We start from the raw sequence: 15,062 nt of genomic DNA, 5'->3' as shown, positions 1-15,062 counted from the left end.
ATTGAGTATTAATAATTCGAAACTATTAATAAGCAAACGGGATAGTAAAAATCCCGTTTGTTATATTGGTCATTCCATTCAATAAAAGTATTATTGGAATCCTGGAATTCAAGGAAGACCAGTGGGAGTGTAAATGATCTATCTTTAGTATCGGAGGATAATTAGTTTTAATAAAATAAAATGTAATATTTAATAGGAGTGGATTTAAAGATGAGAGTATTGATGTTATCATATCAACCTCATTTCTTCATGTACATCAATCAAGGAATATTAAGTGGAAATTTAATGGTTTTATTGTTCAGTTTTGTTTTAATTATCGGATGCGTCTCCAATAATCAGAAGGAAGATTCTACCCTCGGCAGTGTGTTAAAGAGTATCAATGGAGAACCAGTAGTCCCCAGAAGCGCTAATAGAATAATCATTCCTTTTTTTTATAATTATACAGATGAGCCCTCGATTTCGGAAAGGTTGACATTGAAGGTAAGGGAAATGATCAGTATGGATGGAAGATTAGCAGTTGTTGCAGATAATAATGATGCAGATATCAGACTTATAGGGAGAATCGTCCATTATCGTATACAGCCCATTCAGTATGGAAATTTCGGTGAGCCGATTAGAAAGCGATTAAGGATTGTGGCGGCGATAAGATTATTGGATTTGAGAAAGGCTAGGGAAATATTCTTTGAGAGAGAGATCCAATCCTTCAAGGTCTATTCCGATTTAATACCCCCTGTTGAATCAATTGTTCACGTTCAGGATAGTGTCATTGACAATCTCTCAAGAAGGATATCTGTAAAGACTATTTCAGGATGGTATACTAAATTAATGACCCCTGTTGAAAAAGGGAATTGAGGGTATGAATATGGCCAAGTTTCCTACATCAAGAGAGCTAAATAGGGATTTAGACAAGAATAAAATTGAAAAAATATATTTATTTATTGGTGAAGAGGAGGGAGAAAAGGAGAAAATAATAAATAGGATTATCGATATGGTTTTTTTAGATAAGGAGGAGGGTAATTATTCTGTAGGAAGATATCATATAGAGAATGGCGAGTTTATTGAAGCAATTGAGCATGCGCTCTCTCAATCAGTATTTTCTAATATGAATATATGCATAATGTTTGGCATTCAGCATCTTAATTCAACTAAATATAATAAAACTCTTATGATGGATTTGCTGAATAATCTGCCTGATTCAAATATATTGATTATGACTAGTTCAGAGAACAGGTTGCCGGAATTGTTAAATAGGGAATTAATGGGTGATGTAAAGGTTTTTCATTTCTGGAAGCATTTTGAGAATAATCTATATGGCTATATTGCTAAATCCTTAAGGGAACATGGCCTGAATATAGAGGATGGTGCAACTCATCTATTGATTGAACTTGTAGGCAGGGATATTAAGAAGATTGACGAGGCTATTGAAAAGATAATATATTCTGGTGAGAAAGATCATATAACATTAAGTTTTATAAGATCTTTTATCAATGATGAGAAGGATATCTCAATTTTTGATTTTATTGACGCCCTTTTTAAAAAAGAGAAGAGGGCGTTCAATTTATTAAAAAAACTAATTGAAGATGGTGTTCATGAGTTAGTAATTCTGAGAATGATTTCACGAGAGGTTGAGAGGATTGAGAGATATCATTTTCTCCTCAAGGAGGGACTTGAGGAAAAAAAAATTATAGACAAGCTTGGCATCATTCCCAGAAGCAGGGCCAATTTTCTGGAATATGTACAAAGGAATACGCCTGATGATATCTCCAGGATATTTACTTTAATATTTAGATCAGACTATCGTATTAAGAGTGAAAACTATTCAAGGAGTATGCTCTCAAATCCAATATTTGAACTTGTAACTGATATTCTTTTCTATAAAACTATCATTAGTGTTTAATATAAAAAATTGAATAATTGTGGATCTCCTCAGTGATCAAAAGTTTATTGCTTCCATTAATCTGTCCCCAAATACGAAGCTGCCTTAATTCAAAAACTAATCATTGATTATTTAGTTAATGATAGGTCTTCAGCTAATACTAAGAAAATTTTTGAAGAAAAAATGCATCCTGAATTAGTAGAGGTTCAGTCTCCTTGATCTTTCCAAGGGTTATTGAATCCCCAATTCAAAATAATAGAAAAGGATTTTTTACTTGAATAAGGATGAAAATGTGTATTTAATGTAAGTAATATTGTTTCTTTGTTGAAGTAATTGATGATGAGAGATCATGCTATCATCTTTGATGAAGAATTATATTATCTAAGGGCATGAGAATACTGAAAAACCAACAAGGCCATTATAATAATCCTTTTAATGTTATAATGATCCAGAAAAAGATAATTTAAGTAAAAGTAGATTAATATGGAGTTTCTTGAGCTAATAGAGAATAATAAACAAAAATATCTCTTTTTTAATGAGATCAAATTTCAGCGTTTTCAGCAGCTTCTAACAAACCTTAACACCAAGAGGATAATAAATTCCATTCCGTTTTTGTTAAGCTTAAACAATAAGAAATTGCCTGGATATGTAGAGGGGGAAACTCCTTTTGGAATTGTAAATTATGAGGTTGATGAGGATACAAAGAGGTTTATTCGTTCTAAGTTCCCAGTGGTCAAGTTTGAAATCAATAAGGATCAACCCTTTATTGAGATGGTGGCTGTAATGGGGAGCATTGGAACAATTGCATATAATAAAAAGTCGGATTTTGATTATTGGATATGCATTAATAGCAGAAATGTTTCAAAGGAATCGCTTGAGAGATTCAGGGAAAAGGTGGAGGCAATACAAAAATGGATTGCTACTGAGATAGATGCATCGGTACATCTATTCATAAACGATGTAGAGAATATCAAACAGAATATATTTGCAGAGGATACTGAAGAGGCATTCGGTTCAACTACTGGAGCTGTATTAAAGGATGAATTCTTCAGAAGTTCAATTATAATCACAGGGAAGGTCCCATTCTGGTGGGTAATACCTCGTTTTGTTAGGGATGATGAATATGAGAAATTATATCAAAGGTTGCCTGAAGAAAAGAGACAGAAGGATTTTATTGATTTGGGAAATCTATATGAGATTTCCAGAGAGGATTTTCTTGGCGCTGCACTCTTTCAAATTATCAAATCTCTTGGGAATCCCTTTAAGTCAATTATAAAGATCGGTGTATTGGAAAAATATCTTTTTGGAAGTGATGACTCACCACTATTGAGTCAGAGAGTGAAAATAAATATTCAGAGAGAACAACTGAATGATACTATTCTCGATTCTTATCTGCTGATGTTTCAAGAGGTATATGATTACTATAATTCATCAATGGAGGATAAAACTTTACTTAATATACTAAAGCAAAATCTCTATTTGAAGATAGCTCCTCAATTATCCAAATATATGGGTGTAAAGGCGAAGAAGAGTATTCCATATAAAGTGGAAGTTATGTTCCGCTATGTTAAGGAATGGGGATGGGATGATAATGTCATTCAAGAACTTGATAACTTCGATAATTGGGATTTTAATAAAATAATGAAGTTTTGGGATCTGGTTAAGAGGTTTATGCTGTTAAGTTATCAGAGGATTTCTATGCAGTTACCTTCGCTCAATTTAGCAAAAAAGATTTCCGAAACTGATTTTATGCTCCTTAGTAGAAAAATAAAGACCCATTTTTCCCGTGAGAAGGATAAGATAGAGCAATTTATTACTTTCAAGGATACACCCTTTGAAGCGATACTCTATGTGGAGCCGGTTAATAAGGGCCTTAATGAGAGTGAATGGAGGTTGTATAAGAGAAATACGAGTGAAGAGGATACCTTCGTATCAACAACAATAAGGACTGAGAAGAGTATATTGAGGTTGCTGGTATGGACAGTTCTAAATCAGATATATGATCATCTTTTCACTAGACTGAACATCCAATCTGGGTATAGTAGAATAGACCAATCCCGAATAATGGAACTATTAAATCAGATGTCCCTTTTTTTCACTGGGGAACGTATTTATTTAAAGAATGAATATTTTTTCAACCCTGCATTCAACCTATTGAATTTTATCATAATAAATTATGATAATGAGGTGGGTGATTCTATTAAGACAATACATTATCTCTATCATACAAGCTGGGGAGAATCATTTTTAAAGGAATATTATTCTGATGAGGTCTTATCAAAGATTCTCTTTATGATTTTAAGGGATGGGCTTAAATTAAAGAGGGGTTTTGATGATTATTGCGCCATAAATACACCTGAACCACACAAGAAGTTATATAAGAGAATCACTAATATGTTTAAAGAGGCCTATTCTTTTATAGTTGAAAAAAAGATAAATACTGCCGCCAGATATGTAACCAATATGAATGGTAAATATATTGTAATAACAAGGGATGGGGAAAAGATTGATGAGGCTATATATCCGAATATTATCAGTCTAATATCTACGCTCACTTTAAGGCCTAAAAGGGAGATCGTTTATAAATTTTATGGCGATGAGAGCCTACTGAGTGCCCTTAACAGGTATTATGACTTGTTTCAAAGGGATTCAATATCCATCGCTTATGAAGAGAGGGGTGATTTTGTTTTTGCATATATCATTAATGAGAGTGGGAATATCTTCGTTTATTTCTATCCACTGAAGGCAAAGGATGAATTTTTGGTCTTTCTATATGGCTTTTGCCTTAACATAATTAAGCGCGTTAAACAAGTGAGTATGTTTTCCAATCTGAAGACAGATATGGTCAATGTATATTGCCTGAGGACCGATAGATTTGGTAAACTATCTATAATTGATGAGAGTAATTTCCTTCAGGGACAACATCTGTTAAAATATAACACTAGGAGCACATTGGTCGCTTCAATCTCCAAACATAAAGGTAAGGAGACCTTATATAACATCGTAGGACCTGGTGATGTCTCATCTGATTTTATTGCTGCTGGCAATTTTCATAGCTTGTCAGGCATGCTAAATGAGTTGAGAGATAATGCTATTCATGTAAATATAATTAGGGATTTAGTATTTACCGATTTGCGTAAGGAGGAAGCGGTACTGGGAAGCACACTCTATTTCCTTGAGAAGTATAAACTTGAATTGTTGATTGAAAAGGCGATGAGAAAGAATTAGTATTCACTTCTGGGGAAATTGTCTTTAAAAAATTTTACTCTTTTCTTCTCTTTCTCTAGCTCCTGCTTGTTAAGGGTTCCTTTTTCTAAAGCGACATCAAGAATCTTTATATTCTCCTCATCTTCAACTTTTTCTTTTTCCCCCTTCACCTTGATAGTTGTATTATTATTTTCTCTTCCCTTTTCAAGTAACTGAATCTTTTCGTCAATATCATCCTGCAATAGCATTGGTATTTCTTGTTCTTCTATCTCGTCCTTCACCAATACTGGCTCTTTCTTCACTTTTGCCTTTGCTCTCTTGGCCTTTTTCTTCTCAGGAGTCTTCTGAATAGGTTTAATCTCCTCTTTGTCTACAGTTCCATCAATCTCCAATAATAAATCTTCTGGTGGATTCTCAATTTTTAATTCAAGTAGCTTAATTCTGTTGCCAAGTATTATGTTAATCTGCTTTTCAATGGACATATATATAGGTGTAGTAAATGATTTATTCTTTGTTAGTGATTTCTCAAGCTTTCTGAGATCCTTGATGTCTTGATCCAGCATTTCAATTTTTTTTAATATGTGAATAACCTTCATCTCTCTCCCCTGATTTATGTTGATGTTTAATGGATTGAATGTGCAGAGTTTATTATATCTTTAATAAGATTAAACTGTGGATATACTAATTATATATATTTGTTTAAGTCAATTATCTTATTTAAAAATACGAATTTATTTGAATACATATCTTTATATGATAATATATAGTGAAGGTTTCAATTATTTCCAGGTCGTCAACCACTTCTTGAGGAGTTTTATCACTAATGAAGGAGAATGTATATTTTAGCTTTACAGATTGATGGTAATCTGTTAGGAAAATATGGTTGAGAAATAGGATAGAAATATGATGAGAGGAATAGATTTACATACTCACACAACTGCTTCGGATGGAATATATACCCCTAAAGAATTGATTGAACTTGCAGTGAGCAAGAACATTGTTGCTTTAGCTATTACTGATCATGATACGGTTGATGGTCTTAAGGAGGGGGTTGATTATGCTAGGATGATAAATTATAATTTAATTTCTGGAATAGAATTCAGCATTGATTATTCTGGTGGTTCATTTCATCTACTTGGACTATATATTGATCATAAGAATCCTGAACTGCTACATACAATTGATAGACTTCAGAGACTTAGGGAATGGAGGGCAAATAGAATAGTAGAAATTTTGAGGGATCATGGCATAATGATAGCTTTTGATGAGGTGAGGAATGAGGCAATGGGTGGTACTATCGGGAAACCACATATTGCAAGAGTAATGGTTAGGATGGGGTACTGTAAGGATATAAGAGAGGTCTTTCGAAATTATATGAATAGGGGACAGCCCGGTTATGTGAAGCGTGAAAGGATATCCCTTGAGGAGGCGATTTCGGTTATTGGAAAATCTGGTGGAATAACGATTATTGCGCATCCAATTTCATTGAATTTTGGATCCTTTATAGAGTTCGAGTGCAGGATGGAGCGCTATAAGGGATTGGGTATTGAGGGGATTGAGGTATATTCATCTATGCATAATATGGAGGAGGTGCGAGAGTTTCATAGAATAGCGAGGAAATATGATCTTCTGATTTCTGGGGGAAGCGATTTTCATGGCGATAAGGATGAAGAGATGGGCTATTATATCAATGACAGAAATATTCCTGAAGATTTATTGCATGATATAGAAGAATATAAGAACAAACGAGATTAACCAAGGTGGGGCATGAAAAAATTAGATACGTATTTAATCTCGCAGTTTCTAATTGCCATCCTAACCTCTCTTATTATTATGATGGGCCTATATATTATTTCTATTTGCATTGATAATCTCAAATATTTTTCAAATCCAAATGTACCTCTCAGGTTTGTTGCACAATATATTTTGAATGTGCTTCCAGGTATATCAGTACAGGTTCTACCCGTTGCAGCCCTTTTTTCTTGTCTATTTGTATTTGGCAATCTGAATGTAAATAATGAAACAATAGCAATATATAACGGTAAGATCGGATTTATACGTCTAATTGTACCTCTTTTATTAATGGGATTAATGCTATCAATCCTTTCATTTCTTTTCTTTGAATTTGTCTCAGTTGACAGTAGCTATAGGGCCTATGAGATAAGGAACAAGATAAAGAAGTTAACCGGAAAGCACTTGAATTATATGTATACTCAATCGGAGTTGTTTTTTCTTGGGGAAGATAAGTCTTTTTATTACATTGAGATCATCGATTCTGAAAGCGGCATAATGGTAAAACCAGTAATATTTAAATTTGATAAATGGAATATTCTTTCATTTCAATTATATGCTAACATAGGCCAATATGATAGACAAAATAATGTATGGAATTTTAGTGATGTGGTGATAATTCGATTTAATAAAGAGGGTAAGTTTAGTGAAGAGAGAAAAGCATCGCATACCATGGCCCTAAATGAATCGCCAGGGAGTTTTTTGAAGACTACAAAGACTTTTATGCAGATGCGAATGGCAGATGCCTTAAAATTTATTGAAGCTAAAAAGAGGGCAGGGGATAATTATAAAGAGCACATTGTAGAATTTCACTGGAGGTTTGCTTTCCCATTCTCCATAATAATTGTGGTACTGGTAGGAAGCATTGTTGGAAGTTATATTCACAGAGCGGTTTTAGTCCTCTCATTCTTTCTATCAATAATTATTTCATTCGTCTATTATGGCATACTTGCGGTTGGGCTTGCATTTGGAAAGGCCGGTAGATTAGATCCTGTAATGGCTGCATGGCTGGCAAATTTATTGTGCGCGTTAACTGGCATAATAGCATTAAGAATAAAGCGATAGGAGAAAGTTTGTTCCCAAGTAGTTGTCAATATTTACCTTCAAAGTTCATCCTTTTTATTATAGCCCTAAAATAGGATATGTAGATGAGTGGCATTTTATATATCATTTCCTCCCCAATCGGCAATATGGAAGACATTACAATTAGAGCAATAAAGATATTACAGGGGGAAGTGCAATACATCTTTTGCGAGGACACGAGGAGAACAAAAAAACTACTTCATCACTATAACATAAGAATTAAAACATATTCTATTCACGAACATTCCTTAGCAACAAAAATTGAGTATGCAATAAAGTTGCTTAGAAATGGCAATTCAATAGCATATTTAACAGATTCAGGAACACCTGGTTTATCAGATCCTGGAGGCAAGCTGGTGAGTAGGGCGCGAGAAAATAAAATTCAAATTGTTCCTATTCCAGGAGCATCTGCCCTTACCTCAATTATTTCAGTATCTGGTTTTCCCGGACAGAATATTTTTTTTGCCGGATTTTTAAGTAAAAAGGAAGGCAAAAGAAAAAAAGAGTTAGAGAGGTTAATGGATTATAAGGGCGTGATAGTAATCTTTGAATCACCTTATCGAATTAAAAAGTCATTAAAGACAATCAGCGATGTGTTCCCTGAATGCGATATCGTTATTGGAAGAGAGATGACTAAGTTACATGAAGAATTTATCATAGGTAAAGCTAAGGATATTTTCAGCAACATTCAAAATATAAGAGAATTGGGAGAATTTACTATAGCGATTAATAGAGCTAAGTAAATGTGCTCAGGAATGATTTTTTTCATTTTATCATGAGGAGTGCATTGTTAGAGAATATAAAAACATCATTGACAGTAAATAGTTGCAATCGATTATCATTAACAGTTGAGTAAATGTCACATTCAGTGAATGGATCTGTTCGGATAGACTTTATAAAGATGAAATTGTATTAAATATTGTTTTTGTTTTGTGATGATAGAATATTATAGTTAAGGGGAGACAATTATGCATGATTTAATTATCATTGGAGCAGGACCTGCTGGTCTTACAGCGGCCATTTATGGTATAAGAGCAGGTTTGAGTTTAGTTGTTATCGAGAAGTTATCACCTGGAGGGCAGGTAATTAACACAAATGAAGTTGAGAACTATCCTGGATTTGTTGATCCAATCCCTGGATGGGAACTAATGTCTGCAATGGAAAATCAGGCCAGAAGACTTGGAGCTGAGATACAATCCGGCGTAATCAATGAAATCAGGAAAGACAATAACAGCGGTAGTTTTCATGTTATCCTGTCAGAGGGCCGAACATTGGATTGCAAATCCGTTTTGGTTGCCACTGGCACTAATCATAAGAAATTAAATATTCCTGGAGAGAGTGAATTACTTGGTAGGGGTGTATCTTTTTGTGCTACATGCGATGGGGCTTTCTATAAAGATAAGATCACAGCGGTTATCGGAGGGGGTAATACCGCTTTAGAGGATGCTGACTATTTAACACGCTTTGCAAGCAGGGTCTACCTTATCCATAGACGGGATCAATTTAGGGGAGCTAAGATTCTACAGAATCGGGTTTTAAGTAACAATAAAATTGATCCAGTTTATGATACCGTGGTCCATTCCATAAATGGGGATAATGGGGTTGAATCACTATCCTTGATTAACAAGAAAACAAATGAGTCAAGTGAGCTAAAAGTTGATGGTGTGTTTGTCTTAGTAGGATTTGAGCCTAATACAGCCTTTTTACCAAATGAAATACTAAATGAAAAAGGGGAAGTGATTGTGGATATGCAAATGAGGACACCGATTGAGGGTTTATTTGCCGCAGGTGATATGAGAGAGAATTCAAGGAGACAGATAGTAATGGCCGCTGCGGATGGAGCCACAGCTGGATTGAGCGCTTATGAATATATTGTGTCTAGTTAGAATGTTTATATATTAAAGTAAATAACAAAATTGGCTATTTTTTCATATTTGAAATATACGGTCGCTATTACATATATGCTCCTTATTATTTGCTAATTTTAATGTGGTAGATTAATACGGAAGAGGTTCATATTATGAAAGGAGAGAGCAATAGAATCGAAGCCAATTCTCACCCATAATTTTCCTAATTGATTCGCTGGTGTATCCGTGTTTGTCAAAAATTTCAGCTAAATCATTGAGATATGATATATCTGGTATTCCCTGATTAACAAAATCAAAACCGCATAAGTCACTACCCAATGCAACGCTGTTCGCATTATATTTTTGAACAATAAAATCGATGTTCTGGAATACATCTATTATATCAGCGATTTTATCACCTGAAAGCATCTCCGGATTTATTGTAATTCCAATCAGACCACCACGGTGCAAAATAATGTCAGTCTGTTTTTGAGAGAGATTTCTAGGAATATCATAAAATTTACGAAGCCCTGTATGAGAGGAAATGATAGGGCCTTTGAATATATCACAAAGTTCCATGAAGCATGTCTCTGAGAGATGCGCTAAATCTATGGCAAACCCACTATCATCTAATGATTTTACAAGAGCTTTTCCATCATTTGTTATTTTATTTGGATATTTTATGCTATTGCCATCCCCGATTCTGTTCCTCCCTGAATGAGTAAGCCCAACAACCTTGATCCCCTTTTTTTCGAGTTTTTCTATACCCATCTCTAATAGGGCATCAGCGTTCTCTATAAGAGAAATGATCCCTGTCTCTTCCCCGCCATTGAAACATAAAACAAACTCATTTGCAGATTTCACATGCTTGAGCCCTGTTAGATATAACTCTGATATATTGAAAAGATTTTCCAAATATTCAGCCGCAGAATAGCCTCCATTATATTCATCCGGACAGTAATAGGCTGACACAATGATACGCACATTTCCCCTTTTCAACCTCTCTATAGTCACAGGGCTATCTGTTATCCTATCAAAGGGTATGCCATTATGATTACGAGTCATCTCATAAAGGAGGTCCACATGCCCGTCGATGATTGAAGTATTAGAGTACGACTCAATCATCCCTTACCTCCTGGCCTTGATAAAGGAGCTATTTATTATCTCAAAAAGATTTTGATGCTTGCGTATTTTCCATAATATATGTCCCTTATCCTCAATCTGCCATGATGGATAAAAATAATTATTTTTTCCTCGTAGTATCTGTAACAAATTATCCAATCCTTCGCCAGCAAAGGGTCCTTCTGTCTTTCCTCCTAACCAATTTATCTCATCAGTGACCTCTGGTGACCATGAGAAAGGATCAGAAAATAGGAATTGAGTACCCTGGTTCATAGCTATTCTATTTATCTCTTTCAAGTGTGATATCGGCAAAGCAATTTTATCAATAATATTCAGGGATGCAATGGTAGAAAAAGTATTTGATGCAAAGGGAAGGTTATGAGCGTCACCAATGATGAACTCAACATTTTTATTCTTCCATATTTCGGGAATATGAATAAATCGATTTTCCATTAGTTTACCCTCCTTGAGCAAAGTAAATTCTAGTTCTCTATTCAACATAAGCATTCTCGCCATTCGGATCAATCCTTCCGATCTGTCAATCCCAATTGCATAGTCGCTTTTCATACCCATCTCAAAGGTCATTCTACCCACAGCGCATCCTATATCAAGAGAAGGGCCAGGGTTATTTGAGATTAGAGCAGCCCATTTTACATATGCTTGGCTAGCTTCGACATCATCGAGGATGTCAGCATAGTGACTCCAGAGATAGGATGATATCATCAATGAGTCTTCATATTGTGAAGAATGTACCTGTTGTTTATGTGTATGTGGCAATAAAGAGGCTATACCCTCTTTGATGGGGTAGCGTAATCCGCAACCTTGGCATTTTAACTCTCCCTTTATGATGTCCTCATCCATCCTCTCAAAGACATCTGGCGTTAAACTCTTCTCCTGAGGGAGGCAGGTTGGACAAATTAGTAAATCGATTAATCTCTCTTTCATTGATAAATAATCAATTCGGTTTTTGATAACCGCTGTTTTAATAATATTTTCATTTCTAACTTCAACTAAGAAGGGGGAAGCAGTAACTTCCCCCTTCTTAGACTGTCTGATTATGCTGGAGCATGGCAGGCTGGAGCATGACAAGCTGGCGCATGACAAGAAGGCGCATGGCATGATGGAGCATGACACGATGGCGCATGACAATTGCTTGCATATGATACCTTCTCTTCGACTTTCTTAACCTTTAGCATATCCCTTTCACCTCCTTTTATACTAAAATATCTTTTTCTCATTGAGCTTCTCAACTAAATGAGAATTATCCTAACCCTTAATAATCAACTAAGAGGGAGGATTTACTATAATATCTTTTCATCAATTAACTGATTATTATCATTGGTAAATTGGTTGATTACAAGTAAGCCCATCTCCCCTAATACTTGAGCTGCCTCTAAACAGGATTCAAAGAACTCCTCTGGATTCATGTCAGCGCTATAATGAATATAGAGCTTATCCGATATGGATGATAATGTACTTTCTCCGTCACACATGCTTAAAAACATATTACCAAATTCGTTTATCTCTGTTACAGTCAACCTGTCATCTTGCTGTCGGAATACAAGTAATATCTCCTGGAGTGGGTAGTCCTTTGTATAAAGGCCTTTCTTTATATCTTTTATGATCATTGGAATATCAAAATCAAATTTCCCAATAAGGACATCATTGCTTCTTTGGGGTATAAATTCTTGGACATTATTGAGATCTATTTGAAAATAGCTTTGCGAAGTGCTATACTTCCCAACCTCAAGGCTGTAGGTTTCATACTTAAGAATATTAGTAAGATGTTTTAAATGTATATTCCTGTCATTATAAAATTTTTCATAAACAAAGGATGTAAAATGCTGATAGCAATCCTGTGCAGTGAGAATAGGTTTATCCCTTTTCAATCGTTGAGTAATCCAGGAGAGCCATTCTGTAAAGAAGATCGAAATCGATTGTGAAAACTCAATTGTCAATAACAAAAGGGTTTTTGGATATAAAGTTATCATTAAGGGGAAATATGTAACGATGAGGTTCAGTTCTGATAGAGAACAGCCCTCACATTGAAGGTTATAGAAGCTGCTATATATCTGGGAGTTTTTATTAATTATCTCTTCATCATCAAGAAGACGTTGTCCATTGTAGAACTCAATTCCTAGGGAAAAATAGGTGTCAACCTCACGTACAAGACGATCTCTATATTTATGATACAATTCAGTACCCGGCAGTATAGTAGGCATCTGAATTAGGGGATTTATGTTTCCCAATGCGCCTGTTTTCAGCGAAAGGATCAATGTATCGTCAATATCCGACCTCTTTTCCCATGGGAAACCCACAACAAAGCTTAATGTAGGAATGATTCCTGGGGTTGTAGTCTCATTCACGCGTGTGTAGAGCAAATCCTTGTCTATTTTTTTACAAATATTAGTCAGTGTCTTTTGTGAGCCAGAATCAATCCCATAACACATAGATTCACATCCTGCATCCCTCATCAATGCAAGGAGAGATGCATTCACTGTGTCAAGCCTTGATATGCAATACCAAGGTATATGATTTAATCCCTCCTCTATCACTCTTTGGCAGAATGCTTGTACGAATTCTTTTTGGGCAGTGAATTGATCATATGCAAGTAGAAAGCACTCTGCTCCATAGTTTTCATGAAGATTGTGCATCTCTTGAGTCAATCGATCCACAGAGAAGTGTCTGGGGCTTCGCCTCCAAAATATAGATTCAGAACAATAGATGCATTTATGAGGGCATCCTCTTCCAACCTCTAAAATAGCGATGCTACGAGGCAGTTCATAGGCGTCTCTATATACCGAGAGTGGTGGAATAAAGCTATAATCTGGAAGAGATAATGAATCTAAATTCTGAATAAGATCCCTATTCGTATTTCTAATAATTTCATCCCCCCTTCGATAGGTTACACCAGCTACCCCATCCAGATTATAAAGCTTACTATAGACATCAGTTAATTCCTTAAAAGTCATCTCCCCTTCACCGCGGATAATAGAGTCAATCCAGGGGTATTGCTCAAGAGTCAAATGATCAACAAAGGAGGCATTATGACCTCCAATGATAGTAAGAATTTCCGGACTTTTGGTTTTAATCAATTTGGCAATTTGGATAACTGGGGGGTAGGTAGTACACTGGGCTGAGAATCCAACCAGATCAGGTTTTTCTTTGAGTATTATATCAGCGCAATCATTATATATACTCTTTCCAAAACTCAACTCACCATTGCGTAGAGAGAGGACAAAGTCGATAATCACTACCTGATGCTCTGTTTCTGCTACTGTAGTGGCTATATTAACCAAGCCCAATGGCGGCAAACTGTACATGGGTTCTAAATAAAATGGGGGGAAGACTAAAACAATCTTCATTATCAATACTCTAAAATATATTAGAAGTAATAATTTGGCAAAACATAGAAAACTTACAAATAAGGTTTGAATAAGTCAAGGTAAAATATATTTTTCAAAATTATTACACATAATATGTGGGCGCACTTCAATGTACTAGCCAGCATTTAATCTGACACTCTCGTTTTCTTTTGTTGTCTGTAAGTTATTATCCAGCATTTTTTATAGAGCAATATTCTTCGAATATAGAAATGTTTGCATGAGCGTTTTTCCGTAACAATACTTGCCAGTATGTGTCCTCTCATCATTATATTCTTTTATCCAATCGTCAAGATCTTCTTATAACTCCTCTAAATCTCTGTAAATCTTTTTTCTAAAAGCAACGCGATAAAATTCATTCAACACAGTCTTATGAAATCTTTCACAAATGCCATTCGATTGAGGACTTCAGGCTTTTGTTTTAGAATGATCAATATTTTCAACTGCTAAATACAACTGATATTCATGGTTTTCCATTTTCCCACAATACTCAGTCCCTCTATCTGTTAATATCCTCAAAAGGGGAATCCCTTGCTCCTCAAAAAATGGCAACACTCTATCGTCTAAAATATCCGCAGCTGTAATAGCAGTTTTAGTAGTGTAGAGTTTAGCAAAAGCAACCTTTGTATAAGTGTCTCGCTTCAATGAAATGGGACAATAATACCGAGAAATTAAGTTGGTAAATCCTCCGAGAGTAATAACCAGTAGGACAAGATGCAAGAGAAGCGAGTTAGACGGAGATATACAGCTGAG

The 15,062-nt window shown here is 35.2% G+C and carries 12 protein-coding genes and 1 pseudogene; 7 read left to right on the top strand and 6 right to left on the bottom strand.

Annotated elements, in window-relative coordinates; translation table 11 throughout:
- Positions 1 to 210 precede the first annotated feature (210 nt).
- The 3 genes from lptE to SVZ03_10535 all read left to right on the top strand — a co-directional run bounded on the left by lptE (position 211) and on the right by SVZ03_10535 (position 5,104).
- A complete protein-coding gene (lptE, locus tag SVZ03_10545; protein ID MDY6934643.1) occupies positions 211 to 852 on the top strand; it encodes an LPS assembly lipoprotein LptE in 642 nt (213 codons plus the stop codon).
- A 10-nt stretch (positions 853 to 862) separates the two neighbouring features.
- Entirely contained in the window at positions 863 to 1,897 is a 1,035-nt protein-coding gene (gene holA / locus SVZ03_10540) for a DNA polymerase III subunit delta (GenBank protein ID MDY6934642.1), read from the top strand.
- 462 nt (positions 1,898 to 2,359) lie between these two features.
- Positions 2,360 to 5,104 carry a class I adenylate cyclase gene (locus SVZ03_10535; protein ID MDY6934641.1) on the top strand — a complete coding sequence of 915 codons (2,745 nt, stop codon included), beginning with the start codon at positions 2,360 to 2,362 and terminating at the stop codon, positions 5,102 to 5,104.
- Here the strand turns inward: SVZ03_10535 and SVZ03_10530 are convergent.
- Complete coding sequence (locus SVZ03_10530; protein MDY6934640.1) at positions 5,101 to 5,679, bottom strand: hypothetical protein; 579 nt, start codon at positions 5,677 to 5,679, stop codon at positions 5,101 to 5,103. The genes SVZ03_10535 and SVZ03_10530 overlap by 4 nt on opposite strands.
- A gap of 307 nt (positions 5,680 to 5,986) precedes the next feature.
- Between SVZ03_10530 and SVZ03_10525 the strand changes: the two genes are divergently transcribed.
- From SVZ03_10525 to trxB, 4 genes are all read left to right on the top strand, one after another.
- Positions 5,987 to 6,838 (top strand): PHP domain-containing protein, encoded by an 852-nt coding sequence (locus SVZ03_10525; protein MDY6934639.1) that lies wholly within the window; start codon positions 5,987 to 5,989, stop codon positions 6,836 to 6,838.
- A gap of 12 nt (positions 6,839 to 6,850) precedes the next feature.
- The gene (locus tag SVZ03_10520; GenBank protein MDY6934638.1) at positions 6,851 to 7,939 is read left to right on the top strand and encodes an LptF/LptG family permease; all 1,089 of its coding nucleotides are present in this window, start codon (positions 6,851 to 6,853) and stop codon (positions 7,937 to 7,939) included.
- 83 nt (positions 7,940 to 8,022) lie between these two features.
- Complete coding sequence (gene rsmI, locus SVZ03_10515) at positions 8,023 to 8,700, top strand: 16S rRNA (cytidine(1402)-2'-O)-methyltransferase (GenBank protein ID MDY6934637.1); 678 nt, start codon at positions 8,023 to 8,025, stop codon at positions 8,698 to 8,700.
- A 225-nt stretch (positions 8,701 to 8,925) separates the two neighbouring features.
- Entirely contained in the window at positions 8,926 to 9,843 is a 918-nt protein-coding gene (gene trxB / locus SVZ03_10510) for a thioredoxin-disulfide reductase (protein ID MDY6934636.1), read from the top strand.
- A 132-nt stretch (positions 9,844 to 9,975) separates the two neighbouring features.
- Here trxB and SVZ03_10505 read toward each other — a convergent pair whose 3' ends face one another.
- From SVZ03_10505 to SVZ03_10485, 5 genes and pseudogenes are all read right to left on the bottom strand, one after another.
- Positions 9,976 to 10,929 carry a membrane dipeptidase gene (locus SVZ03_10505; protein MDY6934635.1) on the bottom strand — a complete coding sequence of 318 codons (954 nt, stop codon included), beginning with the start codon at positions 10,927 to 10,929 and terminating at the stop codon, positions 9,976 to 9,978.
- 3 nt (positions 10,930 to 10,932) lie between these two features.
- Positions 10,933 to 11,871 carry a methyltransferase domain-containing protein gene (locus SVZ03_10500; GenBank protein MDY6934634.1) on the bottom strand — a complete coding sequence of 313 codons (939 nt, stop codon included), beginning with the start codon at positions 11,869 to 11,871 and terminating at the stop codon, positions 10,933 to 10,935.
- Between the two features lie 110 nt (positions 11,872 to 11,981).
- A complete protein-coding gene (locus SVZ03_10495) occupies positions 11,982 to 12,164 on the bottom strand; it encodes a hypothetical protein (GenBank protein ID MDY6934633.1) in 183 nt (60 codons plus the stop codon).
- 63 nt (positions 12,165 to 12,227) lie between these two features.
- Positions 12,228 to 14,291 (bottom strand): cobalamin-dependent protein, encoded by a 2,064-nt coding sequence (locus SVZ03_10490; GenBank protein ID MDY6934632.1) that lies wholly within the window; start codon positions 14,289 to 14,291, stop codon positions 12,228 to 12,230.
- A gap of 201 nt (positions 14,292 to 14,492) precedes the next feature.
- Positions 14,493 to 14,945, bottom strand: a pseudogene (locus SVZ03_10485) (integrase core domain-containing protein).
- Positions 14,946 to 15,062: the final 117 nt, after the last annotated feature.

The sequence above is a fragment of the Spirochaetota bacterium genome (assembly GCA_034190085.1).
Classification (GTDB): Bacteria; Spirochaetota; UBA4802; order UBA4802; family JAFGDQ01; genus JAXHTS01.
This window is presented reverse-complemented; position numbering and strand designations above follow the sequence as displayed.

What these genes read in the sequence shown, in the direction of transcription:
- lptE (MDY6934643.1), top strand. Translation starts at nt 211, where the DNA reads ATGAGAGTATTGATGTTATCATATCAACCTCATTTCTTCATGTACATC.
- holA (MDY6934642.1), top strand. Translation starts at nt 863, where the DNA reads ATGGCCAAGTTTCCTACATCAAGAGAGCTAAATAGGGATTTAGACAAG.
- SVZ03_10535 (MDY6934641.1), top strand. Translation starts at nt 2,360, where the DNA reads ATGGAGTTTCTTGAGCTAATAGAGAATAATAAACAAAAATATCTCTTT.
- SVZ03_10530 (MDY6934640.1), bottom strand. Translation starts at nt 5,679, where the DNA reads ATGAAGGTTATTCACATATTAAAAAAAATTGAAATGCTGGATCAAGAC.
- SVZ03_10525 (MDY6934639.1), top strand. Translation starts at nt 5,987, where the DNA reads ATGATGAGAGGAATAGATTTACATACTCACACAACTGCTTCGGATGGA.
- SVZ03_10520 (MDY6934638.1), top strand. Translation starts at nt 6,851, where the DNA reads ATGAAAAAATTAGATACGTATTTAATCTCGCAGTTTCTAATTGCCATC.
- rsmI (MDY6934637.1), top strand. Translation starts at nt 8,023, where the DNA reads ATGAGTGGCATTTTATATATCATTTCCTCCCCAATCGGCAATATGGAA.
- trxB (MDY6934636.1), top strand. Translation starts at nt 8,926, where the DNA reads ATGCATGATTTAATTATCATTGGAGCAGGACCTGCTGGTCTTACAGCG.
- SVZ03_10505 (MDY6934635.1), bottom strand. Translation starts at nt 10,929, where the DNA reads ATGATTGAGTCGTACTCTAATACTTCAATCATCGACGGGCATGTGGAC.
- SVZ03_10500 (MDY6934634.1), bottom strand. Translation starts at nt 11,871, where the DNA reads ATGAAAGAGAGATTAATCGATTTACTAATTTGTCCAACCTGCCTCCCT.
- SVZ03_10495 (MDY6934633.1), bottom strand. Translation starts at nt 12,164, where the DNA reads ATGAGAAAAAGATATTTTAGTATAAAAGGAGGTGAAAGGGATATGCTA.
- SVZ03_10490 (MDY6934632.1), bottom strand. Translation starts at nt 14,291, where the DNA reads ATGAAGATTGTTTTAGTCTTCCCCCCATTTTATTTAGAACCCATGTAC.